This window comes from Vibrio sp., from assembly GCF_984391705.1.
The window spans coordinates 51,120-71,844 of sequence record NZ_CFHWOM010000007.1; the positions used below are offsets into that span (position 1 = coordinate 51,120).

General features: G+C 38.8%; 20 protein-coding genes. 9 read left to right on the plus strand and 11 right to left on the minus strand.

The genetic code is table 11. The annotated features are described in order from the left end of the window. Positions 1–63: 63 nt before the first annotated feature. On the minus strand, positions 64–1,404 hold the full coding sequence (gene pssA / locus AC4MRV_RS07350) for a CDP-diacylglycerol--serine O-phosphatidyltransferase (protein ID WP_491186784.1): 1,341 nt from the start codon (positions 1,402–1,404) through the stop codon (positions 64–66). Between the two features lie 179 nt (positions 1,405–1,583). Continuing rightward, entirely contained in the window at positions 1,584–2,009 is a 426-nt protein-coding gene (locus AC4MRV_RS07355; RefSeq protein ID WP_491186785.1) for a GNAT family N-acetyltransferase, read from the minus strand. 59 nt (positions 2,010–2,068) lie between these two features. On the opposite strand from AC4MRV_RS07355, the gene murB reads away from it, so the two are divergent. Continuing rightward, positions 2,069–3,109 carry a UDP-N-acetylmuramate dehydrogenase gene (gene murB, locus AC4MRV_RS07360; RefSeq protein WP_491186855.1) on the plus strand — a complete coding sequence of 347 codons (1,041 nt, stop codon included), beginning with the start codon at positions 2,069–2,071 and terminating at the stop codon, positions 3,107–3,109. 1 nt (position 3,110) lies between these two features. Then, positions 3,111–4,076: a bifunctional biotin--[acetyl-CoA-carboxylase] ligase/biotin operon repressor BirA gene (birA, locus tag AC4MRV_RS07365; RefSeq protein ID WP_491186786.1), complete on the plus strand. Its 966-nt coding sequence runs from the start codon at positions 3,111–3,113 to the stop codon at positions 4,074–4,076. 26 nt (positions 4,077–4,102) lie between these two features. Here the strand turns inward: birA and AC4MRV_RS07370 are convergent, their stop codons facing one another. From AC4MRV_RS07370 to AC4MRV_RS07410, 9 genes are all read right to left on the minus strand, one after another. Further along, on the minus strand, positions 4,103–6,016 hold the full coding sequence (locus AC4MRV_RS07370; RefSeq protein ID WP_491186856.1) for a polysaccharide biosynthesis protein: 1,914 nt from the start codon (positions 6,014–6,016) through the stop codon (positions 4,103–4,105). Between the two features lie 63 nt (positions 6,017–6,079). Continuing rightward, positions 6,080–6,628: a sugar transferase gene (locus AC4MRV_RS07375; RefSeq protein ID WP_491186787.1), complete on the minus strand. Its 549-nt coding sequence runs from the start codon at positions 6,626–6,628 to the stop codon at positions 6,080–6,082. Between the two features lie 3 nt (positions 6,629–6,631). Then, complete coding sequence (locus AC4MRV_RS07380; RefSeq protein ID WP_491186857.1) at positions 6,632–7,546, minus strand: NAD-dependent epimerase/dehydratase family protein; 915 nt, start codon at positions 7,544–7,546, stop codon at positions 6,632–6,634. Positions 7,547–7,573: 27 nt separating this feature from the next. Next, positions 7,574–8,335, minus strand: a complete 762-nt coding sequence (locus AC4MRV_RS07385) for a glycosyltransferase family 2 protein (RefSeq protein ID WP_491186788.1) — start codon at positions 8,333–8,335, stop codon at positions 7,574–7,576. 62 nt (positions 8,336–8,397) lie between these two features. Further along, positions 8,398–9,258 carry a hypothetical protein gene (locus AC4MRV_RS07390; protein WP_491186789.1) on the minus strand — a complete coding sequence of 287 codons (861 nt, stop codon included), beginning with the start codon at positions 9,256–9,258 and terminating at the stop codon, positions 8,398–8,400. Continuing rightward, positions 9,233–10,045: a glycosyltransferase family protein gene (locus tag AC4MRV_RS07395; protein ID WP_491186790.1), complete on the minus strand. Its 813-nt coding sequence runs from the start codon at positions 10,043–10,045 to the stop codon at positions 9,233–9,235. The genes AC4MRV_RS07390 and AC4MRV_RS07395 overlap by 26 nt, the downstream gene beginning before the upstream one ends. Beyond that, entirely contained in the window at positions 10,038–10,802 is a 765-nt protein-coding gene (locus AC4MRV_RS07400) for a hypothetical protein (RefSeq protein WP_491186791.1), read from the minus strand. Before AC4MRV_RS07400 ends, AC4MRV_RS07395 begins: the two co-directional genes overlap by 8 nt. Beyond that, positions 10,799–11,815, minus strand: coding sequence for a glycosyltransferase (locus tag AC4MRV_RS07405; protein WP_491186792.1), 1,017 nt, complete (start codon positions 11,813–11,815; stop codon positions 10,799–10,801). Before AC4MRV_RS07405 ends, AC4MRV_RS07400 begins: the two co-directional genes overlap by 4 nt. A gap of 94 nt (positions 11,816–11,909) precedes the next feature. Beyond that, entirely contained in the window at positions 11,910–13,016 is a 1,107-nt protein-coding gene (locus tag AC4MRV_RS07410; RefSeq protein WP_491186793.1) for a hypothetical protein, read from the minus strand. A gap of 446 nt (positions 13,017–13,462) precedes the next feature. Here AC4MRV_RS07410 and rfaD point away from each other — a divergent pair, with 446 nt between their 5' ends. The 7 genes from rfaD (at position 13,463) to waaA (ending at position 20,710) form a co-directional block, all read left to right on the plus strand. Further along, on the plus strand, positions 13,463–14,404 hold the full coding sequence (gene rfaD, locus AC4MRV_RS07415) for an ADP-glyceromanno-heptose 6-epimerase (protein WP_491186794.1): 942 nt from the start codon (positions 13,463–13,465) through the stop codon (positions 14,402–14,404). Positions 14,405–14,416: 12 nt separating this feature from the next. Continuing rightward, positions 14,417–15,382 (plus strand): lauroyl-Kdo(2)-lipid IV(A) myristoyltransferase, encoded by a 966-nt coding sequence (gene lpxM / locus AC4MRV_RS07420; protein ID WP_491186795.1) that lies wholly within the window; start codon positions 14,417–14,419, stop codon positions 15,380–15,382. 21 nt (positions 15,383–15,403) lie between these two features. After that, positions 15,404–16,435: a lipopolysaccharide heptosyltransferase II gene (waaF, locus tag AC4MRV_RS07425; RefSeq protein ID WP_491186796.1), complete on the plus strand. Its 1,032-nt coding sequence runs from the start codon at positions 15,404–15,406 to the stop codon at positions 16,433–16,435. Further along, positions 16,432–17,109: a CatB-related O-acetyltransferase gene (locus AC4MRV_RS07430; RefSeq protein ID WP_491186797.1), complete on the plus strand. Its 678-nt coding sequence runs from the start codon at positions 16,432–16,434 to the stop codon at positions 17,107–17,109. Before waaF ends, AC4MRV_RS07430 begins: the two co-directional genes overlap by 4 nt. 430 nt (positions 17,110–17,539) lie before the next feature. Beyond that, positions 17,540–18,289, plus strand: coding sequence for an O-antigen ligase family protein (locus AC4MRV_RS07435; protein WP_491186858.1), 750 nt, complete (start codon positions 17,540–17,542; stop codon positions 18,287–18,289). After that, complete coding sequence (locus tag AC4MRV_RS07440; RefSeq protein WP_491186798.1) at positions 18,279–19,463, plus strand: glycosyltransferase; 1,185 nt, start codon at positions 18,279–18,281, stop codon at positions 19,461–19,463. Before AC4MRV_RS07435 ends, AC4MRV_RS07440 begins: the two co-directional genes overlap by 11 nt. Continuing rightward, positions 19,460–20,710, plus strand: a complete 1,251-nt coding sequence (waaA, locus tag AC4MRV_RS07445; RefSeq protein ID WP_491186799.1) for a lipid IV(A) 3-deoxy-D-manno-octulosonic acid transferase — start codon at positions 19,460–19,462, stop codon at positions 20,708–20,710. Before AC4MRV_RS07440 ends, waaA begins: the two co-directional genes overlap by 4 nt. The last annotated feature ends 15 nt before the right edge of the window (positions 20,711–20,725 follow it).

Genomic DNA, 20,725 nt, shown 5'->3' on the forward strand with positions numbered 1-20,725 from the left:
AAAACTAAAGGGCAGCGTTATCACGCTGCCCTTTATCTATCTGGCTTTATACTTTTGTCTCTTCTACAAAATCTGCTTTAGCACTCTATCCGCTTTCACTCGCGTAATCTTACGCATCAACCTTTGTACCGGCTCAGGGTAGTTCTCAAACTTCTCTAGCTGCTTATAGGTACAGATTAACTGAGTATGCTGAAGGATGTTCTCTACTTCCTTTTCAAATTGCTCAGTTAGGTGATGGTAGTTATCTTGAATAAGAATCGCATTTTCCAAATCTAACTTCCATGCACGCGGGTTCAGGTTGTTGCCGGTGATCAGCATATAACGCTTATCTACCCAAATACCTTTTAGATGGTAGCTGTTTTCTTCATGCTTCCATAGGTGAATAGAGAGTTTTCTACTCGCGATGTTAGCTTCATTTACTTTGGCAAACTGGCGTAAGTTACGCTCATAAAGATAAGGCAAACCACCAATGGTTTTGAACTCCTCTTCTGGTGAGATATAGAAATCGTTGGCCGTTTTATCACCAACTACAATCGTCACTTTCACGCCACGTTTAATCGCTTTTTTAACTTCCTTAGCTACGCTGCGAGGGAAGTTGAAATAAGGCGTACAGATAAAGATTTCATCTTTCGCTAAAGCGAGAAGCTGGTTAATACCTTGATTCAGCTTATTGCGCTTCTTCCCGACTCCAACAATCGGCGTCACCGCCACTTGATCCGCCGATACAGGCTCTGGCGTAAACTGATAATTCGCTTTCGCCAATGAGCCGCGAAGTTGACGAATCTGAGCTTTAATCTCTTTCGTTTCTGGTTTTGTCGGGCAAGCGAGATCATTCACAGCTGGGTGGGCAATCATCTCTTTTTGCACCAGTTCCACCATGCTATCTGCTAGCGATTTGTTGCCTAACACATGGTAACGGTCAAAGCGGTAACGCTCTTTGAAATTTAAGTAAATGTTATTAAGGCTTGCGCCACTGTAGATAACTTGGTCATCAATCACGAAACCTTTCAGATGCAGAACACCAAACACTTCTCGGCCTCGAACCGGAACCCCGTAAATCGGAACTTTATGCTCGTATTTATCGGAAAACGCTCTGTACATCGATGCGTTGGTTTCACCTGGTGCTGCGCCAATCAAACCACGTTGCGCTCGGTGCCAGTCAACACATACCGCTATATCTAAACCAGGGTTGCGCTGCTTAGCTTCATATAACTCCGTCAAGATTTCTCGACCGGCTTCATCATCCTCAAGATAAAGAGCCACAAGATAGATTCGCTTACTTGCCTTTTGAATCGCCTCAATAAGACGAGTTCTGAAATCTCGCGCAGCATAGAGCGTCTCAAATTGAGCCGGATCTTGCGCAAGAGTGGGCAGTTTTTCGAATATATTCCTATTGGTCATCATGTTGGATGTAATACCTTTACTTAAAGTGGAGAGCGATATTAGCAAAATATGGTCGAAGTTGCCTAGAATTGCCGCGACAGTTTACGATTTAACTGGGTAAGAATTGTCCTTAGCTCACAGCATCATAAAAGATTTTTGTACAACTCTGACGTCATTGATGAACATCAAAGCTCTATAAATCACGCTTGATAATGCATCGCTATCAGCTTTTTTCCACTGTTGCTGTAACGAAGGTATAGTTGCTTTAACGAATTTGGCAAAGCGTCTTGTTCAACCGAGACAAAGCCATGTTGAGAGTAAAAGCCTTCAAGATGTTGATAGGCAAAGCAGTAATCGTTCTCTCCTAAAACATCCGCACGACAATAAGCCATTAATTGATGACCAAACCCTTCCCCTCTTTGCTCTGGAATCACGAGCATCCCAGTTAATAAGCGATAATGCTCAATTGTTCTAAAACGCACGACTGCAGCCATCTGTTGATTTAGATACCCAACTACCGTTAACTCATCTTTTTTCGCCTTACCTGATGGATAATGCTGTTTATACAATCTCGTCACTAGCGGAAGTTTAATTGGGTCCAACACTTCTATACTCAGGGTGCTCATTATCGCCTGTTGTCTTTTTAGGGTAGAATAGACGCAGTTTAGATGACTCGATGATAGTGATGCAAATTCAGACCCAAGCCGATCTCTCGGCCTACCATACTTTTTCCATATCTCAGACTTGTGACTACTTGATTGAGGCTCAATCACTTGACGATATTATTACCGCTTATCAAAGTGAAAAGTGGCAAGACTTACCCAAACTCATGCTCGGGAAAGGTAGCAATATGCTGTTTACCCAACCTTTCCATGGTGTGGTCATCGTTAACCAATTAATGGGCATAAGCGCCAAGGAAAGTGAGCATCACTGGCACCTACATATCAGCTCCGGTGAGGATTGGCCAACACTGGTGAAATGGACAGTGGAACAAGGCTATAACGGTTTGGAGAACTTGGCACTCATCCCAGGCTGTGCGGGTAGCGCTCCTATACAGAACATTGGCGCTTACGGCGTCGAGCTGAAAGATGTCTGCGAGTACGTGGATTATCTCTGTTTAGATAGCTTTAAAGTGCAACGAATATCTGCAGAGCAGTGTGAATTTGGCTATCGCGACTCTATCTTCAAACATCAACTCTACCAAAAAGCCATCATTGTGGCTGTTGGTCTAAAACTCGCTAAACAGTGGCAACCTAATATCAGTTACGGGCCACTGCAAAGCTTTGATGCTAATAACGTTAGTGCTGAGCAAATCTATAACACTGTTTGCGCGGTCCGGATGGAAAAACTGCCCGATCCAAATGTTACGGGAAATGCAGGCAGCTTCTTTAAAAATCCAGTTATCTCTCAGGCACAGTACCAGCTACTAAAACACCGATTCCCAGATATGGTTGCCTATCCAGCAGAACATGGCATGAAGCTCGCCGCGGGCTGGCTTATCGACCAATGCGGGTTAAAAGGCACTAAAATAGGCGGCGCACAAGTACACGCTCAGCAAGCTTTAGTTTTAGTTAATGCGGATTCCGCGAGTGCAGAAGACGTGGTACAGCTCGCTGCGAAGGTTAAAACTTCTGTATTTGATAAGTTCGGTGTTGAGCTTGAACACGAAGTTAGGTTTATGGGCGCAACACATGAGACCAATTTAGCTCAACTTGTAGGCGGCTAACATGAAAGAACACTCAGCTAAGTTAACTATTTTATCAACCCTTGCGACAGGTGGCTTCCACTCGGGTGAAGAGCTTGGGGAGTTGTTAGGCGTCTCGCGCGCGGCAATCAGTAAACACATAAAGGGAATCCAAGCATGGGGAGTTGACATATATCGAGTTCAAGGAAAAGGCTATCAACTCGCCGAGCCAATGCAGCTTCTTGATGAGACCGTACTAAGAGCTCAGTTTGGCGATCTGGTTGAAGTGATTCCCGTCATTGATTCAACCAACCAATATCTATTGGATAAAGTCGATAATTTAGAGTCTGGCACTGTCTGCTTAGCAGAGTACCAAGAAAAAGGTAGAGGACGACGCGGACGCGAGTGGGTATCCCCTTTTGGTGCTAACTTGTACATGTCGATGTATTGGCGTTTAGATGCAGGAATGGCAGCTGCTATGGGATTGAGCTTGGTAGTTGGCGTCGCTATTGTTGAAGCCTTGGAAAACCTTGGTCTTGAAGGTGTTAAACTCAAATGGCCAAATGATCTCTACTATCAAGACCGAAAACTGGCGGGTATTTTAGTGGAAATGTCCGGTCAAGCAGGCGCTGCAGCTCATTTAGTCATTGGTATGGGTATGAACTTAATGATGACTGAGCAAACAGAGGGGATTACTCAGCCTTGGGCCAGCCTCAAGGAAGTCGCTGACACCAATAGCATCAACCGAAATGAGCTCGCAATATCACTTATCAATACTCTAAATCAAGCGCTATCCGACTATGAACTAAAAGGCATGCGCAGCTTTGTTGAACGCTGGAACCGACTGGACAATTTTCTAGATCGCCCAATCAAACTCATTATGGGGCCACGAGAAATCACAGGCGTTTGCCGAGGCATCAACGAGCAAGGCGCGGTACTGCTAGAGACAGAAAATGGGGTAGAGAGTTTTATTGGTGGGGAGATTTCTTTGCGTGGCAATGCGAATTAGACAAACCAAAAGCCTAGCTTATTTAGCTAGACTTTTGAATGCTCAGCTCCTTTTGAGCTCGTTTGACTCGCATTCCATACTAAGTCACCAATGCCATCAGTAGGCGCAAAACCAGTGGGGGCATCTAAGAGAAGCTGACGTATCTGCTCGTGAGCAGTAATGCGGCAAGCATCATCTATTTGTTGCAACAACACTTGATAGTCTTCTACTGATAAATAACTCTCATTAGCCGTCAATATACGCTGGTGCTCTGTTTGGCTGACATTGTCACCAATCAATAACTCTTCAAACAGTTTCTCACCAGGACGAAGACCTGAATATCGAATTTCAATATCTCCGTCCGGATTAGAGTCATCTTTTACTTCTAGCCCAGAAAGGTGAATCAGGTTCTTTGCTAGTTGCGCAATTTTTACGGGCTCCCCCATATCCAAAACAAACACATCCCCACCTTTACCCATTGCACCAGCTTGAATCACCAATTGAGCGGCTTCTGGTATCGTCATGAAGTAGCGAATAATATCTGGATGCGTGACCGTTACTGGCCCCCCTTTAGCGATCTGCTTTTTAAATAGTGGAATAACTGAACCAGATGACCCTAAAACATTACCAAAACGAACCATACAAAAGCGGGTACCGTTTTCCTTCTGGTTTTCTTGTTCAGCCAATGCTTGCAAACCCAATTCCGCCATGCGTTTGGTGGTTCCCATCACATTGGTTGGCCTAACAGCTTTATCGGTCGAGATAAGAACAAAGGATTCCACACCTGCTTTTATTGCGGCTTGAGCCGTGTAGTACGTACCAAAAATATTATTGCGGACCCCTTCTACAACATTGTATTCAACCAAAGGTACATGTTTGTATGCCGCAGCGTGATAAACTGTTTGAACATTAAAACTCTTCATCGCGTTAGTGAGGCGATTCATTCTTTGCACTGATCCTAGCAATGGGATTATCTCTACAGACAACCCTGCTTGAGAAACTAATCCAGACAACTCTCTATCGATTTGATACAAGTTAAACTCTGAGATCTCAAACAACACCAGTTTATGTGGCTGCTGCTGAATGATCTGACGACAAAGCTCAGAGCCAATCGAACCTCCAGCACCAGTTACCATAACAACTTTATCTTTGATGTTTTTATCTAATAATTCTTGGCTCGGCTCTACGGGATCTCTACCTAACAGATCTTCAATGGCGACTTCTTTTAAGTGATCAATTTTCAATCGACCATTTACAATATCTGCGAAGTTAGGAATGGTCAGAACTTCAACCGAAAACTTAGACAGAGCTTCTATGACCGACTTTTTGTCTTTGCTTGAGGCTGTAGGCATTGCCATAAGAACCTTTACTACTTTGTGCTGCTCAATAGTCCTCGCAAGATATTTACGTCGAAACACACTGACGCCCTGAATCATTGTTCTGTGTAGCTTTCGGTTGTCGTCGATGAATGCAACTACACGGTATTCTTCACCCTGCTTCAAAATATTTTGTAGCTGACGTCCTGCTTTACCCGCACCATAAATAATAACTGGAATCTTATGACTGCCCAATAAGTCAGAAACTAAAAATCGCACAAGCAAGCGAGAACCACCACAAAGCGAGACAAGAAATGCAGTGTATAAAATAGGTACTGAACGCGGTAAAAATACTTGAAAATAGTATGAAAAGAGTACAACCGAAAGCGCTGAAACTAAAGCACCAGACACAATGGTAGCAATGGCTTTCATGCCCATATAACGCAGGATAGCTCTGTACAAACCTAAATGTATAAAGAAAACAATTGTAATAAAGGAACTAGCTAGGAGTACATGCCAGTATTCAGGGTTAGATAAGTAGCTGCTTACTTCACCAAGACGAGCATAGAATGCCCCCCAAAGCGCTAAAGAGATGAAAACAATATCTACGACGACACTTACAAAACGCTTTAACGGTCGAGGCATCCCCCAAACCAGGTCAAGGTTGAACACTCGAAGCCCCTGTAAAAATAGTTATAAAATTCACCATCATTTTACAGCATCACCACTACCACTCCCAGTAGCAGTTTGAACAATATACGTGAAGTAACTTTTTAATGTCAGCGTTTCTACCATTTTTTTGTCAGTTTTCGCGAGTAACTGAGGCGTCGACATGTCAATATTCTGAACTTGCGCTAGGCCCGTAATACCTGGAAGAACATCGTATATTCCTAAAGCTCGGCGCTCTGTAATCAGTTCTTCTTGATTAAACAAATTAGGGCGTGGTCCAACTAAACTCATTTCCCCTTTGAGTACATTTATCAACTGAGGCAATTCGTCAATTTTCGTTTTACGTAACAAAGAACCAAACTTTGTAATGGAAGCGTTGCTTGCCAAGTGACTAGCCACCGACTCTGTGTCTACAGTCATAGTCCGAAACTTAATCAAATTAAAAGGCTTTTGATTGCGACCAACTCGCTGTTGAATAAAAATTGGAGATCCAGTATCAAATAAACCAATGATGGCAACAATAATCAGAATAGGCATTAAAACTATCAAGCCTAAAAATGCAATAAGAAAATCCATAGTACGTATCATTAGTTACTCTCTAGTTGTATTTGCTAAAAGTGAAGACATTGCTTGCTTCATAGTATATGGGGGCTTCCAATTTAGAACTGTTTGCAAATCCGATGAGTCGACCTCTAAGTTACCAACTAATTGCTCTACCATTGCAGATTTCTTAGTAAGTTGGCCAACGAGGCGCATCAAGCTTGATGGAACCGGAAGCTGAGTAATATGTTTACCCACTCCCTCGGCAATTGCGTTGGTAAATGCTTTTGTTGACAAAGGTTCACCTTCTGAAGCTAAAAAGATACAGCCCGAGGCATTTGGGTGATACATACAAGTAATCAATAAATCAACCAAGTTTTGCACTGCAATAAAACTACGCTTGTTTTCGATTAAGCCAAATGGCAAAACAGGAACTCGACTGACTAGGCGATGCAGAGATCCAAAGTTACCAGGAGCAGTGGGACCATACACTAGAGTGGGACGAACAATAACTACCTCTAAGCCGGTCTCTTTCGATATTTTTTGAAGTCCTATCTCTGCATCGTACTTGGACTGAGCATAAGCATTGTGTGGGTTGGGAGTAGAATCAGACGAAAAAGGGACTTCATGTGTGGACGTTCCATTAACACCAATAGAGCTAACAAACACAAAACGCTTTACACCCGATTTAACAGCTTCATTGGCTAAATGTAATGTCCCTCCAACATTCACCTCTTGATATTCTCGTTCAGTGAAGGAATAAGAGTGTGCAAGACCAGCAAGGTGAACTACAACTTCTACATCTTCAAACGCTCCATTCCAGTCAGTTTCTAAATCTATACTCTTTACAAAGAACAAATCATCTGAAATTTGATTATAGCTCCTAACCACACAGCGGGCATCTCTGATTAAACTTATTAACTCTCTACCGATAAATCCTGTCGAACCAGTAACAAGGATACCCAAAATCATGTCCCCACTAAATTTTAAAAATCATTGTCTAAACATATATTTAACAACGGCTACTTTATAGAAGACCAAAAACATAAGTGTAAGAGATTTTCCAATACTAAAGAGTTCTTGTGTTCGATATATATTCCAATAGAAAGAAATCACTCTAAGCTTGTTAGAAGATACAGAATCATCCATTCGTCTATAAGCAGCAAGAACTCTACCACATGAGTAGATCGGCCCCAACCTTTTAGATAGCTTTAGCCAAAGCGCAAAATCTTCGTGGCCACAATTTGGAAATCGGTCAGATTGCAATTTGTCAGCTTTGACAATGAGCGTGAGACAACCTATGGAGTTATTTGTAATAAGGTTTTTATACTCGGCACAACTAGGGGGAAAAAAGTCTGATATTTTCTTACCCTCTCTATTGATGATGTCATAGGGAGAACAAGAGATAACATAATTATTTTCAATCATAAAGTTTATTTGAAACTCTAACTTATCCCTATACCAAATGTCGTCTGAATCAAGGAATGCTATATATGAACCTTTAGCTATATCCAACCCAAAATTTCTAGGTTCAGCTGGCGATCCTGAATTTTCAGCTAGCGACCAAAACGTAATTCTTTTATCGGATAAGAGAGGTTTAATAACATTAAAAGTATGATCAGTTGAACAATCATCTACGATAATCAACTCCCAATTTTCATAAGATTGACCGAGAACCGAATTTACCGAATCTAAAATAGTTTTCTCTGAGTTATAAGAAGGCATAACTACGGAAACTAAAGGCAAACTATCCATATCGCCCTCAAAGTTCAACATTAATCGACATACACATAATAAAAATCATCAGTTATTCAATATTATTTTTTAAAACCCAAAAATCTCAAAGCTCTAACAATCTCTCTTTTTAAACTATTTTTAGCTTCAGAATATGACATCACTAAAAATCTATTTAAAACTGAAAAGTGATTGTATTTTCCACTATAGATAATATTTCCTTCAAAATCGTAATTATCATAAACCTCTACCGTAGACATGGGAGAAAAGTTTTTTACTTTTATATCAAGATTATTATAAATAACTGAAAGACGATCATGAACAGAGTGCATTCTACAATTTTCAATATAACCAGAATCAATTCTTGCAAAATAATTAGAATGATAATGATTTGGATCATTCTGCTTATTCTTTGAGGTTTTCTTCCAGCCTAAATCAACTCCACAGTATGTTAAATCTCTCACACCTAGAGAAATAGCAACTTGAGATGCCAAATTTATAGATGTTCCTGATTTTGATAATGATTCACTGCTTTTTGAAACAGCATTATTACTATACAAAGGAGGTTCTATCAAACATTCAAGAACAATAATGTTTCTACTAAGTATTTCTTTTGACTTAGGGTCACTAGATTTATTTAAGAATTCTACCACATCAGAAGAAAGTAGTGTGTATTTGCTAATTTTACTACACTTTTCCAAACTGTCTAACCAATGTAAACCCCAAGATTTGTTTTCAATGTTATCAGTTACGAATATATAAATAAATAATTCTAGATCATTTTCAACAATAAACTTATCTATTCGATTCATTCCAACAATTTTTTTTTCATTTAAAAAACTAGCTGGTGTTACCTTTAGACTTGGACCATTCCCTAATACAACCAAATCCTTACATTCACCAATTATATTTTTTAGCTCAGACGAACTTTTTAAAAAATGCATTTACAAACCTTAAAAACTGTAACCTAGGACTATATACGTCCGAAGGCGTATATCTATCGAAAAATGAGCAAGCTTGTAGTTGTTTATTTAAAGCCCTGAAAAAGCCAATATTCAGGGAGTCATTTCCTCCATGTATATTTCTATAAACGACTATATCTGAATAGCTTACCTTACAATACTTCTGTGCTAATATATTTACTCTAGCATCGAGCCAAAGTTCAGAAAAATCAGAGCTAAAGTCAAATAAAATTTTGTGCCATGAGTCGATGAACCTCGCCTTAATAATAATCGATGATGTAGGAGAGATAGAAGGCCAGATTTCTTTATTTCTAGCTTCATCTATCTTTCTACTTATCGGATACTCTTTGATAGATCCATCCATTAAGTTCTTATCATGAAGATTCAAAAATGTTACATCATTTCCTCGTTCAAGCTCATCATATATTATATCGAGATTACTAAAATCAAATGCATCATCTACATCCATAAACCATATAAAATCCTCACTATCAATAACCTGGGAGTTTAAAACTCTTTTCAACCCTTCCAATTGCCCGAAAGCTGGGTATTTCCTTCCCAAATTTTCAGTACCACTAAGAGATAGATGAAAGTTGCTTATATCCTTGTCAATAATATGATTCTTTAGAGTTTCAATACTTTCATCAGTTGAGCCGTCATCGACAAAAAAGACTCTTACCTTACTTGAATTTTTTAAGCATGAAACAGAATCCAAGAAATCAACTAAATATGAATTATAGTTCCAGTTAAAAACTAATAAATTAAGCATTTATTATACCCTTAAGCTCAGATACAGTAGATACTTTTTTAATAGGAAGGTCACTGAGCGGGCTCATATTCAACAACTCAATCCCTTTTGAATCTAGCCAATATTGCATATAGTGTGACGTACCTTTTGTATATGCGAATTCAAATTCATCTACATTATATGAGTTAGAGTGTTTATTTTCATCTTGCTGATCATAAAAGTGATACCCTCCTTTTTTATTCATATCGACACCTACTAATACAATCCTCTTACAATCAAAAATAAGAGGTAAAAATATCGCCAATTCAAAAAGGATACCTACTCCCCAAGGCCTTAAGTAGGATGATCTCAACTCATTCTCCACGTATTTATTGGTACAGAACAGTGCTCTTTTTAGCTTATATGACCTAATAGGAAAATGAATATTTGGACTAGATTTTTCTTGAAATTGAGAGACAGAGAAGCGGTAATTACCAATATTATTGAACTCCTTCTCATATCTAACTTCATTAAATACATGAATATTAGAGTAGTCTTCAAATATTTTCCCAGCTTGTTTTATTGTAACCACAGGGTGAACAGACAATAAATCTTTGAATTCTTTATCATTTTCAAATTGAGATAATGAAGGACCACAGGACAAAATAAACCACGTATCTGAATCCAATCTTGACTTTTTTGCTGACTTTAGTAATTTTCTATAATTTAAATAACTTAGAAACTGATTATTGCTAGATAATTCACTCAAGTTTAAATCGGGAAAATTAGATTTATTCATGATTTCTTCTTATATATGTGTTTGAGGTATTTTTGCGCTATTGGGTCACTAGTGAAGTTTGAGACAGTGTAAGAAATACTTTTCCTTCTCAATTCCTCGTCAAATGAACCTAAAAATCTTTTTATATTTGATACATTGCCTTCTATGCTCCGGAGATCATTATACCTAATTACTCCGTATTTATTTTTCGTGTCTGACAACCCTCCGTAACAAGAGGAAACCACAGGACTTCCACACAATAGCGCTTCAACTTGAAACAAACCATAGGTCTCTGGTGGTAAAATATTGGTTAGACAAGCTGATATTGTTGCATGCGAATATAAGTTACGTAATTTTGAAGAATCCACATTTCCTAAATAGGTACAATTGTGAATAAAATCTTTTGCATAATCTTCATCATGAATTGGTCCTGCCAGCACGCATTTAATATCTAATTTTTTAGCAATTTCATAGGCTAAATGTGTTCTCTTATTTTTACATACTCTTCCTACACACAACAAGTATGGTTCACTAATTATAGGTATTTCATCATCCATACGATAAAACTCTTCTGTCGAGCATGGATGGGGAATGACCACACCTGATTTTAATGTCATGTATTTATATAGCTTAGATGGGAAGATCAAATTATTACTGATTGCTGTATTTCTATAATGAACTATTTCGTATATATTGTTAGTCTTTCTCTTCAAATCATCTAGCAAAAACCGTTGCTCTATATGATTCAATATAACAACATCATTCTCATTAATATTTTCTGATATATATAATATCAACTTGGCTGCATATTCATTAGAGTGATACTTAAATTCACTAAACGTCTTTTCATTAATTGAACTAGAATCTAATAAACTTTCTAGAACTTCTGAATCATTACTCAAAGATGTGCACAAAACTTTGACTGCCACAGAACAATTCATCAGACTATGAGCTAAGTTGACAATTACCCTTTCAATACCACCATAGTTTTCAGCTGGTAAATTCATATAGTCAGGTGATATTATATAGATCACTTATATTACCTCGTAAATAAATTTATAAAATATTGATTTAAAAATTAACATCGCTTATTAATATTACAAATAGCATAATAAAGTAAGCATTTTATCATGCTTTAATTTCATTTTTTTTATTTCTTGAGATTAAGAAAAGCAAGCTTATAACATTCATTAAAAAGTAAATAATATAAAATGTAAGAATGCTTTCCAGCTCTAAAACGTAAACTATTAAAGATATAAGAAAAAGAACCAAGAATTTTCTTGATATTAATATTTTTTTTGTTTTTTTATATATCAGAAAATTAGTTTCAAAATAGCTAATTACGATATTCATAAGAGCACATAATGTGGCAGAAGAGAAGTTTTCAATTGATGTATAGGGAAACAACTCAACAAAGTAATTTATATAATATAGTCCGCCACCAATTACAATAACCAATAAACTTTGAATAAGGACTACAAACTTTATATTAGCTGTAGAAAACTTTTGAAGCACGACTAAAAGTGTCGACGTAGGAACTATAGCCAATGGTATGCTTACTATCATATAGGCAATAACAAATCCTGTTAACGTTGACTCTCCCATACCTTCTATCAACAACCTTTCTAAATATGGCGCACACCCTAGACCAATTAGTGTTAAAAATTTTGAGTCATACTGTGGATTTCTAGGAAACTTCAATGCTGAACTAAATTTTGATAACAATCCTATTAATATTAATACTGTAACAGATGAAGCCATGTACATATAATAAATATATTCATGTTCAATCGCAGTTATCGCCAGATATAAAAAGATAAGCAAAAATAAGGAAAAAATGACTTCAAAGTAAACACTCAATTTTGGTGATATTTCAAACTTTATAATAGTTACAATTCCACGATAAAGTACATAAGTCAGCAAACTAATTAGGATTATAAAAAATAATTCTACACTCCCTCCTAATTGATAGGCACTGAAAAATGAGCTAAAAAAAATAAACATGAATACAATTATTTTATTGACTTTTTTGTGTTTGTTTTTTCTATTTACACTTGAATTTATTTCTTCATTTTTCGTAGAGGCGTTAGAAAAGACTTCCAAAAAACTAGTTATCAAATAAAACTTATCCGCTAGTTCAGCTGATAAATTATTTGCAATAAGGTAGTTCCTAATCATTCCAAGTGCTTTATCGACTACTCTACTTACACCCGTAGATAGTATTATCTTATACATAGCCTCATTCTATATTCATGTTTATATTTATGTTTATGTTTATGTTTATGTTTATGTTCATGTTTATTTTTATGTTCATAAAAGTCACACATGAAAAAACACGAAGAGCTAAGCCCATTTGAGTAAATCATTACATAGATACATTTGAATTTGTAATATAGTAAGTGTATCTATTTAGAATTAGGAGTAAATTTGCCTCTAATTATCAACCATTAGAGAATCCTTTTCGAACGGGGAAACGCTACCGCCCTTGGGTCAAATTCCCAATTCTCTAACTACTTCAACAAATTTTCATAAAATCAAGTCATTTGGTCTATCTTTAACGGTCAATTATACCTCAACTCATCGATCGCATCGAATGATTGTTTGACTATGGCCTTATAGCCCCTAGCCTATTGAGCATGTTATACTCTGCCAAGTTCCATTCTTCTAACAAAAGGTTATCTATGATCATCGTAACTGGCGGCGCTGGCATGATTGGCAGCAACATTATCAAGGCTTTAAACGAACAAGGTTTCAATGACATTTTAGTGGTAGATCACCTTAAGAATGGTAAGAAATTTCAGAACCTCGTTGACCTAGATATTGCAGATTACATGGATCGCGATGATTTTTTAGTCCAAATCATGTCGGGCGAAAACTTTGGTCCAATCGACGCCATCTTCCACGAAGGAGCTTGCTCCGCCACAACTGAGTGGGACGGCAAGTACATGATGCTCAATAACTACGAGTACTCCAAAGAGCTGCTTCACTACTGTTTAGAGCGTGAAATTCCTTTCCTTTACGCATCATCAGCTGCGACTTATGGTGAAACAGATACCTTCATTGAAGAAAAAGAATATGAAGGGGCACTCAATGTATACGGCTATTCTAAACAGCAATTTGACAACTATGTTCGTCGAATCTGGCAAGATGCTGAAGAACATGGTGAAACGCTTTCTCAAATTACAGGCTTCCGCTACTTCAACGTTTACGGACCACGTGAACAGCACAAAGGTTCGATGGCATCTGTAGCGTTTCATCTAAACAATCAGATGAATGCAGGTGAAAACCCAAAATTGTTTGAGGGCAGCGAACAGTTCAAACGTGACTTTGTATACGTTGGCGATGTTGCTGAAGTAAACCTATGGTTCTTACAAAATGGTGTTTCCGGTATTTTCAACCTAGGAACTGGCAGTGCGGAGTCTTTTGAAGAAGTCGCGAAAGCAGTTATAGCTTATCATGGCAAAGGCGAAGTGGAGACTATTCCATTCCCAGAGCATCTCAAAGGCGCCTACCAAGAATATACTCAAGCGGATCTAACCAAACTTCGCGCTGCAGGCTGCAACCATACTTTCAAACCAGTTGCTCAAGGTGTTGCAGAGTACATGGCAATCATTAACAAATAATAGCGACGCATTGTGAGTAAACCACGTAACGATTTCGATCCGAAAGCATACAACCCCGCTTTTGAGTGGGGGTTTCTTGCGCCTAAATATTGGGGGACTTGGCTAGGCGTATTAGTTTCTCTGCCAATATCCCTACTGCCAGTTAAAGTTCACAAATGGATCGCACACCAAGTCGCTTCTCGTTTGGCCAATAAACGCAAAGGCGCAGTGCATAACATTCGAGTTAACCTTTCTCTTTGCTTCCCAGATAAAACGGAGCAAGAGAGAGAAAAATTAGTGTATGAATCACTATTAACTGCTGGCGTCTTTATGATGCGTTTCGGCTTGCTAACGTTACGCTCCCCACAGTGGCTTCAAACTCAGTGTACTCTGGTGAACGAGCACTATTTGACCGACTGTACTGAACAAAATGAAAATGTGATCCTTTTAGTTCCTCATTCTTGGGCGATTGACATCCCCGCCGTATTGCTTGCATCAAAAGGGTTACCTGTCTCAGCCATGGCGAAAAAGCAAAAAAATCCTGTGAGTGACTGGTTGATGCATCGTCAACGCGTGCAATACGGTGGACGTGTTTACGAGCGTTCTGGAGGAATCAAACCTTTCATCAAGTCGATCAAAGACGGTTATCTTGGGTATTACCTTCCTGACCAAGACCACGGTGCTGATATCAGTGAGTTTGTCGATTTCTTTGCAACCACTAAAGCGACCTTGCCAGGGCTAACAAAGTTGGCGAAGCTATCCAAGTCCAAGATAATCCCAACATTTGCGTCTATCGATCCTGATACGGGCACATACTCCATTGAGTTTATGCCGCCGCTCGAATTGCAAGATACCGACCCTGAAGATGCTCGTGGAATGAATAAGGCAATCGAGTACTTCGTTGCTAAAGAGCCAAGCCAATACATGTGGATACTTCGCTTACTCAGAACCCAGCAAGATGGTCGCAACCTCTACCGGGAAATGCGTGATAAACAATAAGATCTCCTTTAGAGAGGCAATGTGAAGAAAATACTAGTTATAGGCCCATCCTGGGTGGGCGACATGGTGATGTCACAATCACTCTACATTACCCTGAAACAGCAGTCTCCTGACGCAATCATTGATGTTATCGCGCCGGGTTGGTGTAAACCAATCTTGGAAAGAATGCCCGAAGTCAACAGAGCCATTGAGATGCCATTTGGTCATGGTGAGTTCAACTGGTCAGGAAGAAGAAGCCTTGGCCGATCACTTATTGATGAGCATTACACTCACGCTTTTATTCTGCCTAACTCTGCCAAATCAGCACTCATTCCTTGGTTTGCCAAAGTACCGGTTAGAACGGGGTGGAAAGGAGAAATGCGCTACGGACTACTCAATGACCTAAGACCAAACAAAAAAGCCTTTCAGTACATGGTGGAGCGATACGTCGCATTAGCGCATTCTAGAAAGGATATGATCGGTTCGCAGTCTCTAGGTGGTATTGAAGCACAGCCAAAACCAAGCTTGTCGATCGATGCAGACATACAAACAGCAACACTAACAAAATTTAATCTAATCAAAGATAAACCAGTTGTGGGTTTATGTCCTGGTGCAGAGTTTGGCCCTGCAAAACAATGGCCAGTTGAGCACTACGCTGCTGTTGCCGCTGAAATGATTAATCGAGGCCATCAAGTCTGGTTGTTTGGATCAGCAAAAGACCAACAAACCACATCGTCAATAAAGCAGCAGTTAACCTCACAGCAGCAAACCGCTTGTTTTGACTTAGCCGGAAAAACATCGCTAATTGAAGCGGTAGACCTATTAGCAGCATGTCAAAGCGTTGTCAGCAATGATTCGGGACTAATGCATGTTGCGGCAGCAGTTGGCTGTCATGTGGTAGGAGTGTATGGTTCAACATCACCGAAATATACTCCACCGCTTGCACAAAAAGTGGATATTGTAAGTACCGATATTGAGTGCCGTCCGTGTTTTAAGCGCGAATGTCCGTTGGGGCATTTAGAATGCTTAAAAAATTTGGAACCAATCAAAGTAATTAATAGGTTATCAGAGTGAAAAAACCTCTAACCAAATTTGACAAATGGATAATTTCCAAGCTTTGGAGAAAGATAGCATCTTCGAAGAATGAACAGAGCTTATTTATTAGAAAGCTGTGCAAGATTTATTTAGATAAGAAAGATACATATAGATACATTGCTTATAAATATTTCGGATTCTCAGTCGGAAAATACACATACAGATATAAACAGTTTTTTAACAATGGCTCTTACCAGCTATTATCATCTATCGGAAACTTTTGCTCTATAGGAGATAATGTAACTATTGCTAAATCCAACCACCCAACAAGCTATATTTCCACGCATCCTTTTTTATATGAAAAAAAAAGAGGGATCATAAGCAAAGATATCACTATAGATAACAACGACAAGGTTACTATAGGTCATGATGTTTGGCTGGGTGTAAATAGTACAATCCTTCCAGGAGTTTCTATTGGCAACGGTGCAATAATCGCTGCTGGAGCTGTAGTAACGAAAGATGTTGAACCTTATGCCATTGTTGGAGGCGTTCCTGCCACACTTATTCGTTATCGATTTAGCAAAAAACATATCGATTTTCTCCAAAAAGCACAATGGTGGAATTTACCGTCAAGTGAAATAAAAGAAGAAATCGACTCATTTTACAATATAAATGAATTTCAGCGTAGGTTTAGACATAATGACAATAAATAAGCTTACATCTATTATAACTACTCTCCCACTGTTATGGGTTTTTACTGGTCTATTTATTTACGACTCAGACAAAGATTTTGTTTTTATCTGCGTAGTTTGTTTTCTATTCCACATTATTTCTAACAGGAAAATCAATATTAGGGACCAAATATCTCAATCTCCTTTTATTGCCATACTAATAGCATCAAGCATTCTAGCTATCATAACTAAGTTATATGTTGGTCAGAGCACATCCGTACTAAGGGTATTAATATCCGTAACTCTTTTATCAATGGTAATTAATAATACAATAATTCAAAGAGTAAAAAATAATTCTGTGTACTTAGTTAGCCTATCTGGTGTTATTTCTTTTTTTTACATATATATACACTCAGAACTTTGGCATTTACCTCGTCACGAATGGAGTGTCAATGCAATACCTTATACGACTATGGCAGCTGCCATATCCATCATATCTCTGTATTATTTTTTTAGATTAAAATCAAGAACCCAAAAATTATTTGCAATTATTGGTTATATTTTTTCATTCTACGGTGTAATTATGAGTGAAACAAGAGGCACTCTAATTGCTTTAATTACAGCAACAATCATTCTATTCACTTACCAAGTAATACAGAACAAAAGTAAAAAACACATAGTTAAACTTAGCATAGTACCTATTTTAATTTTGACTCTTTTGGCAATAAATACTAATTTCTTCAAGCAACGGTATATATCTACAAAAAATGAAATTTCATCTATTTACAATGGAAATCTAAACACTTCTATCGGTTATAGAATTGCAATGTGGCAAGCGGGTTTAGAATTGTCAAAAGAACCAACATTGCTAGGACTTGGTGATTCCCACATCCAAGAAAAGCAAAGATTAGTAGACGACGGTAAAGCGTTGCAAATATCAGTAAAATGGAGCCATTACCATAACGATTATATATCTACTTTTGTTAAAAAAGGCATTTTGGGGTTCATACTTTTAATTATCACTTTATGCTTTCCATTTTATTATCATTTGAAATTCAAAAATGAAGACTCATTGATCCCCTGCTATGTTTCGATTGTATACGCTGTGGCTTCTTTAACAGATATACCACTATCACAATCAAATAGTCTAATATTATACTTGATGATTATCCTTCTTTTTTGTAGAAACCCTATATCTGAAGGGGCATCTTATGAAAAATAACGTTGCGATTGTCGTCAACTGTCTGAAAATCGGCGGAATGGAACGAGTTGCGGTCAACCTTGCGGATGCTTTCCATGATGCTGGACACCAGACAGATTTAATTTACCTAAAGAATCGCAAGAAAGAAATTGAACCCAAAAACAACGATCTTCCAGTACACCTTTTCAACCTAAAAAAGTCAGTGTTTTCTACTGGGTTTGGTGCACTTTGGTTCGTTGTTTGCAAAGTATTGAATCTTGTATTCAGCAAAACCTTTCCGCTTTGGTTTGCATACGCTGAATCTATGGCTTTCAAAAAGCAGCTAAGCAAGCTCGAAGCGCAAAACGGGCAACCTTTTGACTTAATTATATTTCGTGGCCAAGGAACCTTTGAGCAACTTTGGCCAATTCAAGATAAACGCTTTGTATATGTGTGTGAAAACGTACAAAAGAAAAACATGTACGGCCGACTGTCCCGCTGGGTTTTCACCAAGCTTTTCCAAAATAGAAACGTCACCTGCGTATCCCAAGGCGCACTAGATAGCTTTCAAGATATGGTCGAAACGCACCAAATTACGCCAAAGAAAGCAATTGTGGTCAATAATCCTAATGACTTTATCAACATCCGGCAGCAGGCAGAGTGCATTCAAGAAAAATTGCACGACAAGCCATACGTTTTGGGTCTTGGAAGACTGGTTCCTCAAAAAAATTTCTCGCTGTTGGTACAAGCGTATCACTACGCTACGAATACATATAACCTACAGCAAGACTTGGTGATTGTCGGTGCAGGAAACGATAGAGATAACATTGAAGCTGAAGTGAAGCGACTTAACCTCACAGAGCGAGTTCACTTTAAAGGCCAACAAACCAATCCATTTCCGTGGTACAAAGCCGCCGATCTTTATGTTCTCAGTTCTAAGCATGAAGGATTAGGCATGGTGTTAATTGAGTCACTGGCTTGCGGAACCCCTGTCGTTAGCACAGATAGCCGAGGTGGTGTTCGCCAAATCATGAATGGGGCATTGGAACCATTTTTAGCAAAAGAAACGCCTGAGTCTTTAGGTGAAGCCATCTATTTTGCTCTCAAACATGAATGGGATACATCATTTAATGACTATGTCCAAGAGACTCTCGATAAGTTTGATGGTAAGAAAATCGTCGAAGCTTATAATGACGAATTCGCGGAGAAACAATGATTCGTTTTCTTTATACAATCCTTCTCTTCTTAGTGTCGCCAATCCTGCTCTTTGGACTTTACAAACGTAAACCTGGTAAACCCTCTTTTGGTCCAAGATGGAAAGAGCATTTTGGTATAACTCCAAAGTTAAAGAGCCAAACTTCTCCCATCTGGATTCACGCCGTCTCTGTAGGTGAAGTGATTGCTGTTACTCCCATCATCAAAGCATTAAAGCTCCAAAATCCAGAAAAACCTATTGTGGTGACCACAACCACCAGCACAGGGGCAGAACAAGTAGAAAAGCTCGCAGATTTAGTTGAGCATCGCTACATGCCGATTGACTTTTCTTTCGCTGTGCGCGGTTTTTTAAGAAGTATCAACCCAAGTAAGATGCTGATTATGGAGACTGAACTCTGGCCAAATACGCTCCATATTGTGGCACGTAATGGCATCACAATTACCGTTCTGAATGCACGTTTATCTGAGAAGTCTTATCGCAACTATCAAAAAGTCCACCCTCTGTTCGATATGCTTGCAAACAACCTTTCTCATATATGCTGCCAATATCGAGATGATGCTGACCGCTTTGAGAAACTTGGTGTAGATAAAAGTAAGGTTTCTGTAACAGGCTCAGTTAAGTTTGACATTTCAATTCCCGAAGAAACGAAACAGGCAGGAATGCAATTGCGCATCCAGATTGGTAAAAGTCGTCCAGTTTGGATCGCGGCCAGCACCCACAAAGGTGAAGATGAGAGAGTCCTCGCAGTGCATAAAGAACTCGTTAAACAACAACCTGACTCTCTACTTATCTTAGTTCCTAGGCACCCTGAACGCTTTGACTCTGTTCATGACCTATGCCAGCAGGCTAATTTTACGGTATCTCGCAGAACCCAAGGCGACGTAAGTATCCAAAGCCAAATTTACCTTGGTGATACCATGGGAGAGATGCTCACTCTGCTTGGCGCTGCAGACGTCTGCTTTATGGGGGGGAGTTTACTCGGCGATAAAGTTGGTGGGCATAATATGCTGGAACCCATTGCTCTCGGAGTACCGGTTATCACAGGCCCGAGTTACTTTAACTTCCAAGAAATCAGTGACCAGTTGTTGGCGGAAGGCCTCATGACTGTATCCAGTTCTGAGTCAGAGATAGCTAACGGTGTACTAAAAGTCTGGGATAACACCGCTCTAGAGGGCCTTCAGGAGAGAATGAATGAATTTATGGTTCGCCATCAAGGGTGTATTGATAAGACATTAAAGCTCATTTAAAAAAATGGCCGGATA

Bases quoted from the DNA above. Each gene is read 5' to 3' on its own strand.
- rfaD (WP_491186794.1), top strand. From the start codon at position 13,463: ATGATCATCGTAACTGGCGGCGCTGGCATGATTGGCAGCAACATTATC.
- birA (WP_491186786.1), top strand. From the start codon at position 3,111: ATGAAAGAACACTCAGCTAAGTTAACTATTTTATCAACCCTTGCGACA.
- AC4MRV_RS07370 (WP_491186856.1), bottom strand. From the start codon at position 6,016: ATGCCTCGACCGTTAAAGCGTTTTGTAAGTGTCGTCGTAGATATTGTT.
- AC4MRV_RS07355 (WP_491186785.1), bottom strand. From the start codon at position 2,009: ATGAGCACCCTGAGTATAGAAGTGTTGGACCCAATTAAACTTCCGCTA.
- AC4MRV_RS07400 (WP_491186791.1), bottom strand. From the start codon at position 10,802: ATGAATAAATCTAATTTTCCCGATTTAAACTTGAGTGAATTATCTAGC.
- AC4MRV_RS07375 (WP_491186787.1), bottom strand. From the start codon at position 6,628: ATGATACGTACTATGGATTTTCTTATTGCATTTTTAGGCTTGATAGTT.
- AC4MRV_RS07385 (WP_491186788.1), bottom strand. From the start codon at position 8,335: ATGGATAGTTTGCCTTTAGTTTCCGTAGTTATGCCTTCTTATAACTCA.
- AC4MRV_RS07440 (WP_491186798.1), top strand. From the start codon at position 18,279: ATGAAAAATAACGTTGCGATTGTCGTCAACTGTCTGAAAATCGGCGGA.
- AC4MRV_RS07395 (WP_491186790.1), bottom strand. From the start codon at position 10,045: ATGCTTAATTTATTAGTTTTTAACTGGAACTATAATTCATATTTAGTT.
- waaA (WP_491186799.1), top strand. From the start codon at position 19,460: ATGATTCGTTTTCTTTATACAATCCTTCTCTTCTTAGTGTCGCCAATC.
- AC4MRV_RS07390 (WP_491186789.1), bottom strand. From the start codon at position 9,258: ATGCATTTTTTAAAAAGTTCGTCTGAGCTAAAAAATATAATTGGTGAA.
- murB (WP_491186855.1), top strand. From the start codon at position 2,069: ATGCAAATTCAGACCCAAGCCGATCTCTCGGCCTACCATACTTTTTCC.
- pssA (WP_491186784.1), bottom strand. From the start codon at position 1,404: ATGATGACCAATAGGAATATATTCGAAAAACTGCCCACTCTTGCGCAA.
- AC4MRV_RS07435 (WP_491186858.1), top strand. From the start codon at position 17,540: ATGGCAGCTGCCATATCCATCATATCTCTGTATTATTTTTTTAGATTA.
- AC4MRV_RS07410 (WP_491186793.1), bottom strand. From the start codon at position 13,016: ATGTATAAGATAATACTATCTACGGGTGTAAGTAGAGTAGTCGATAAA.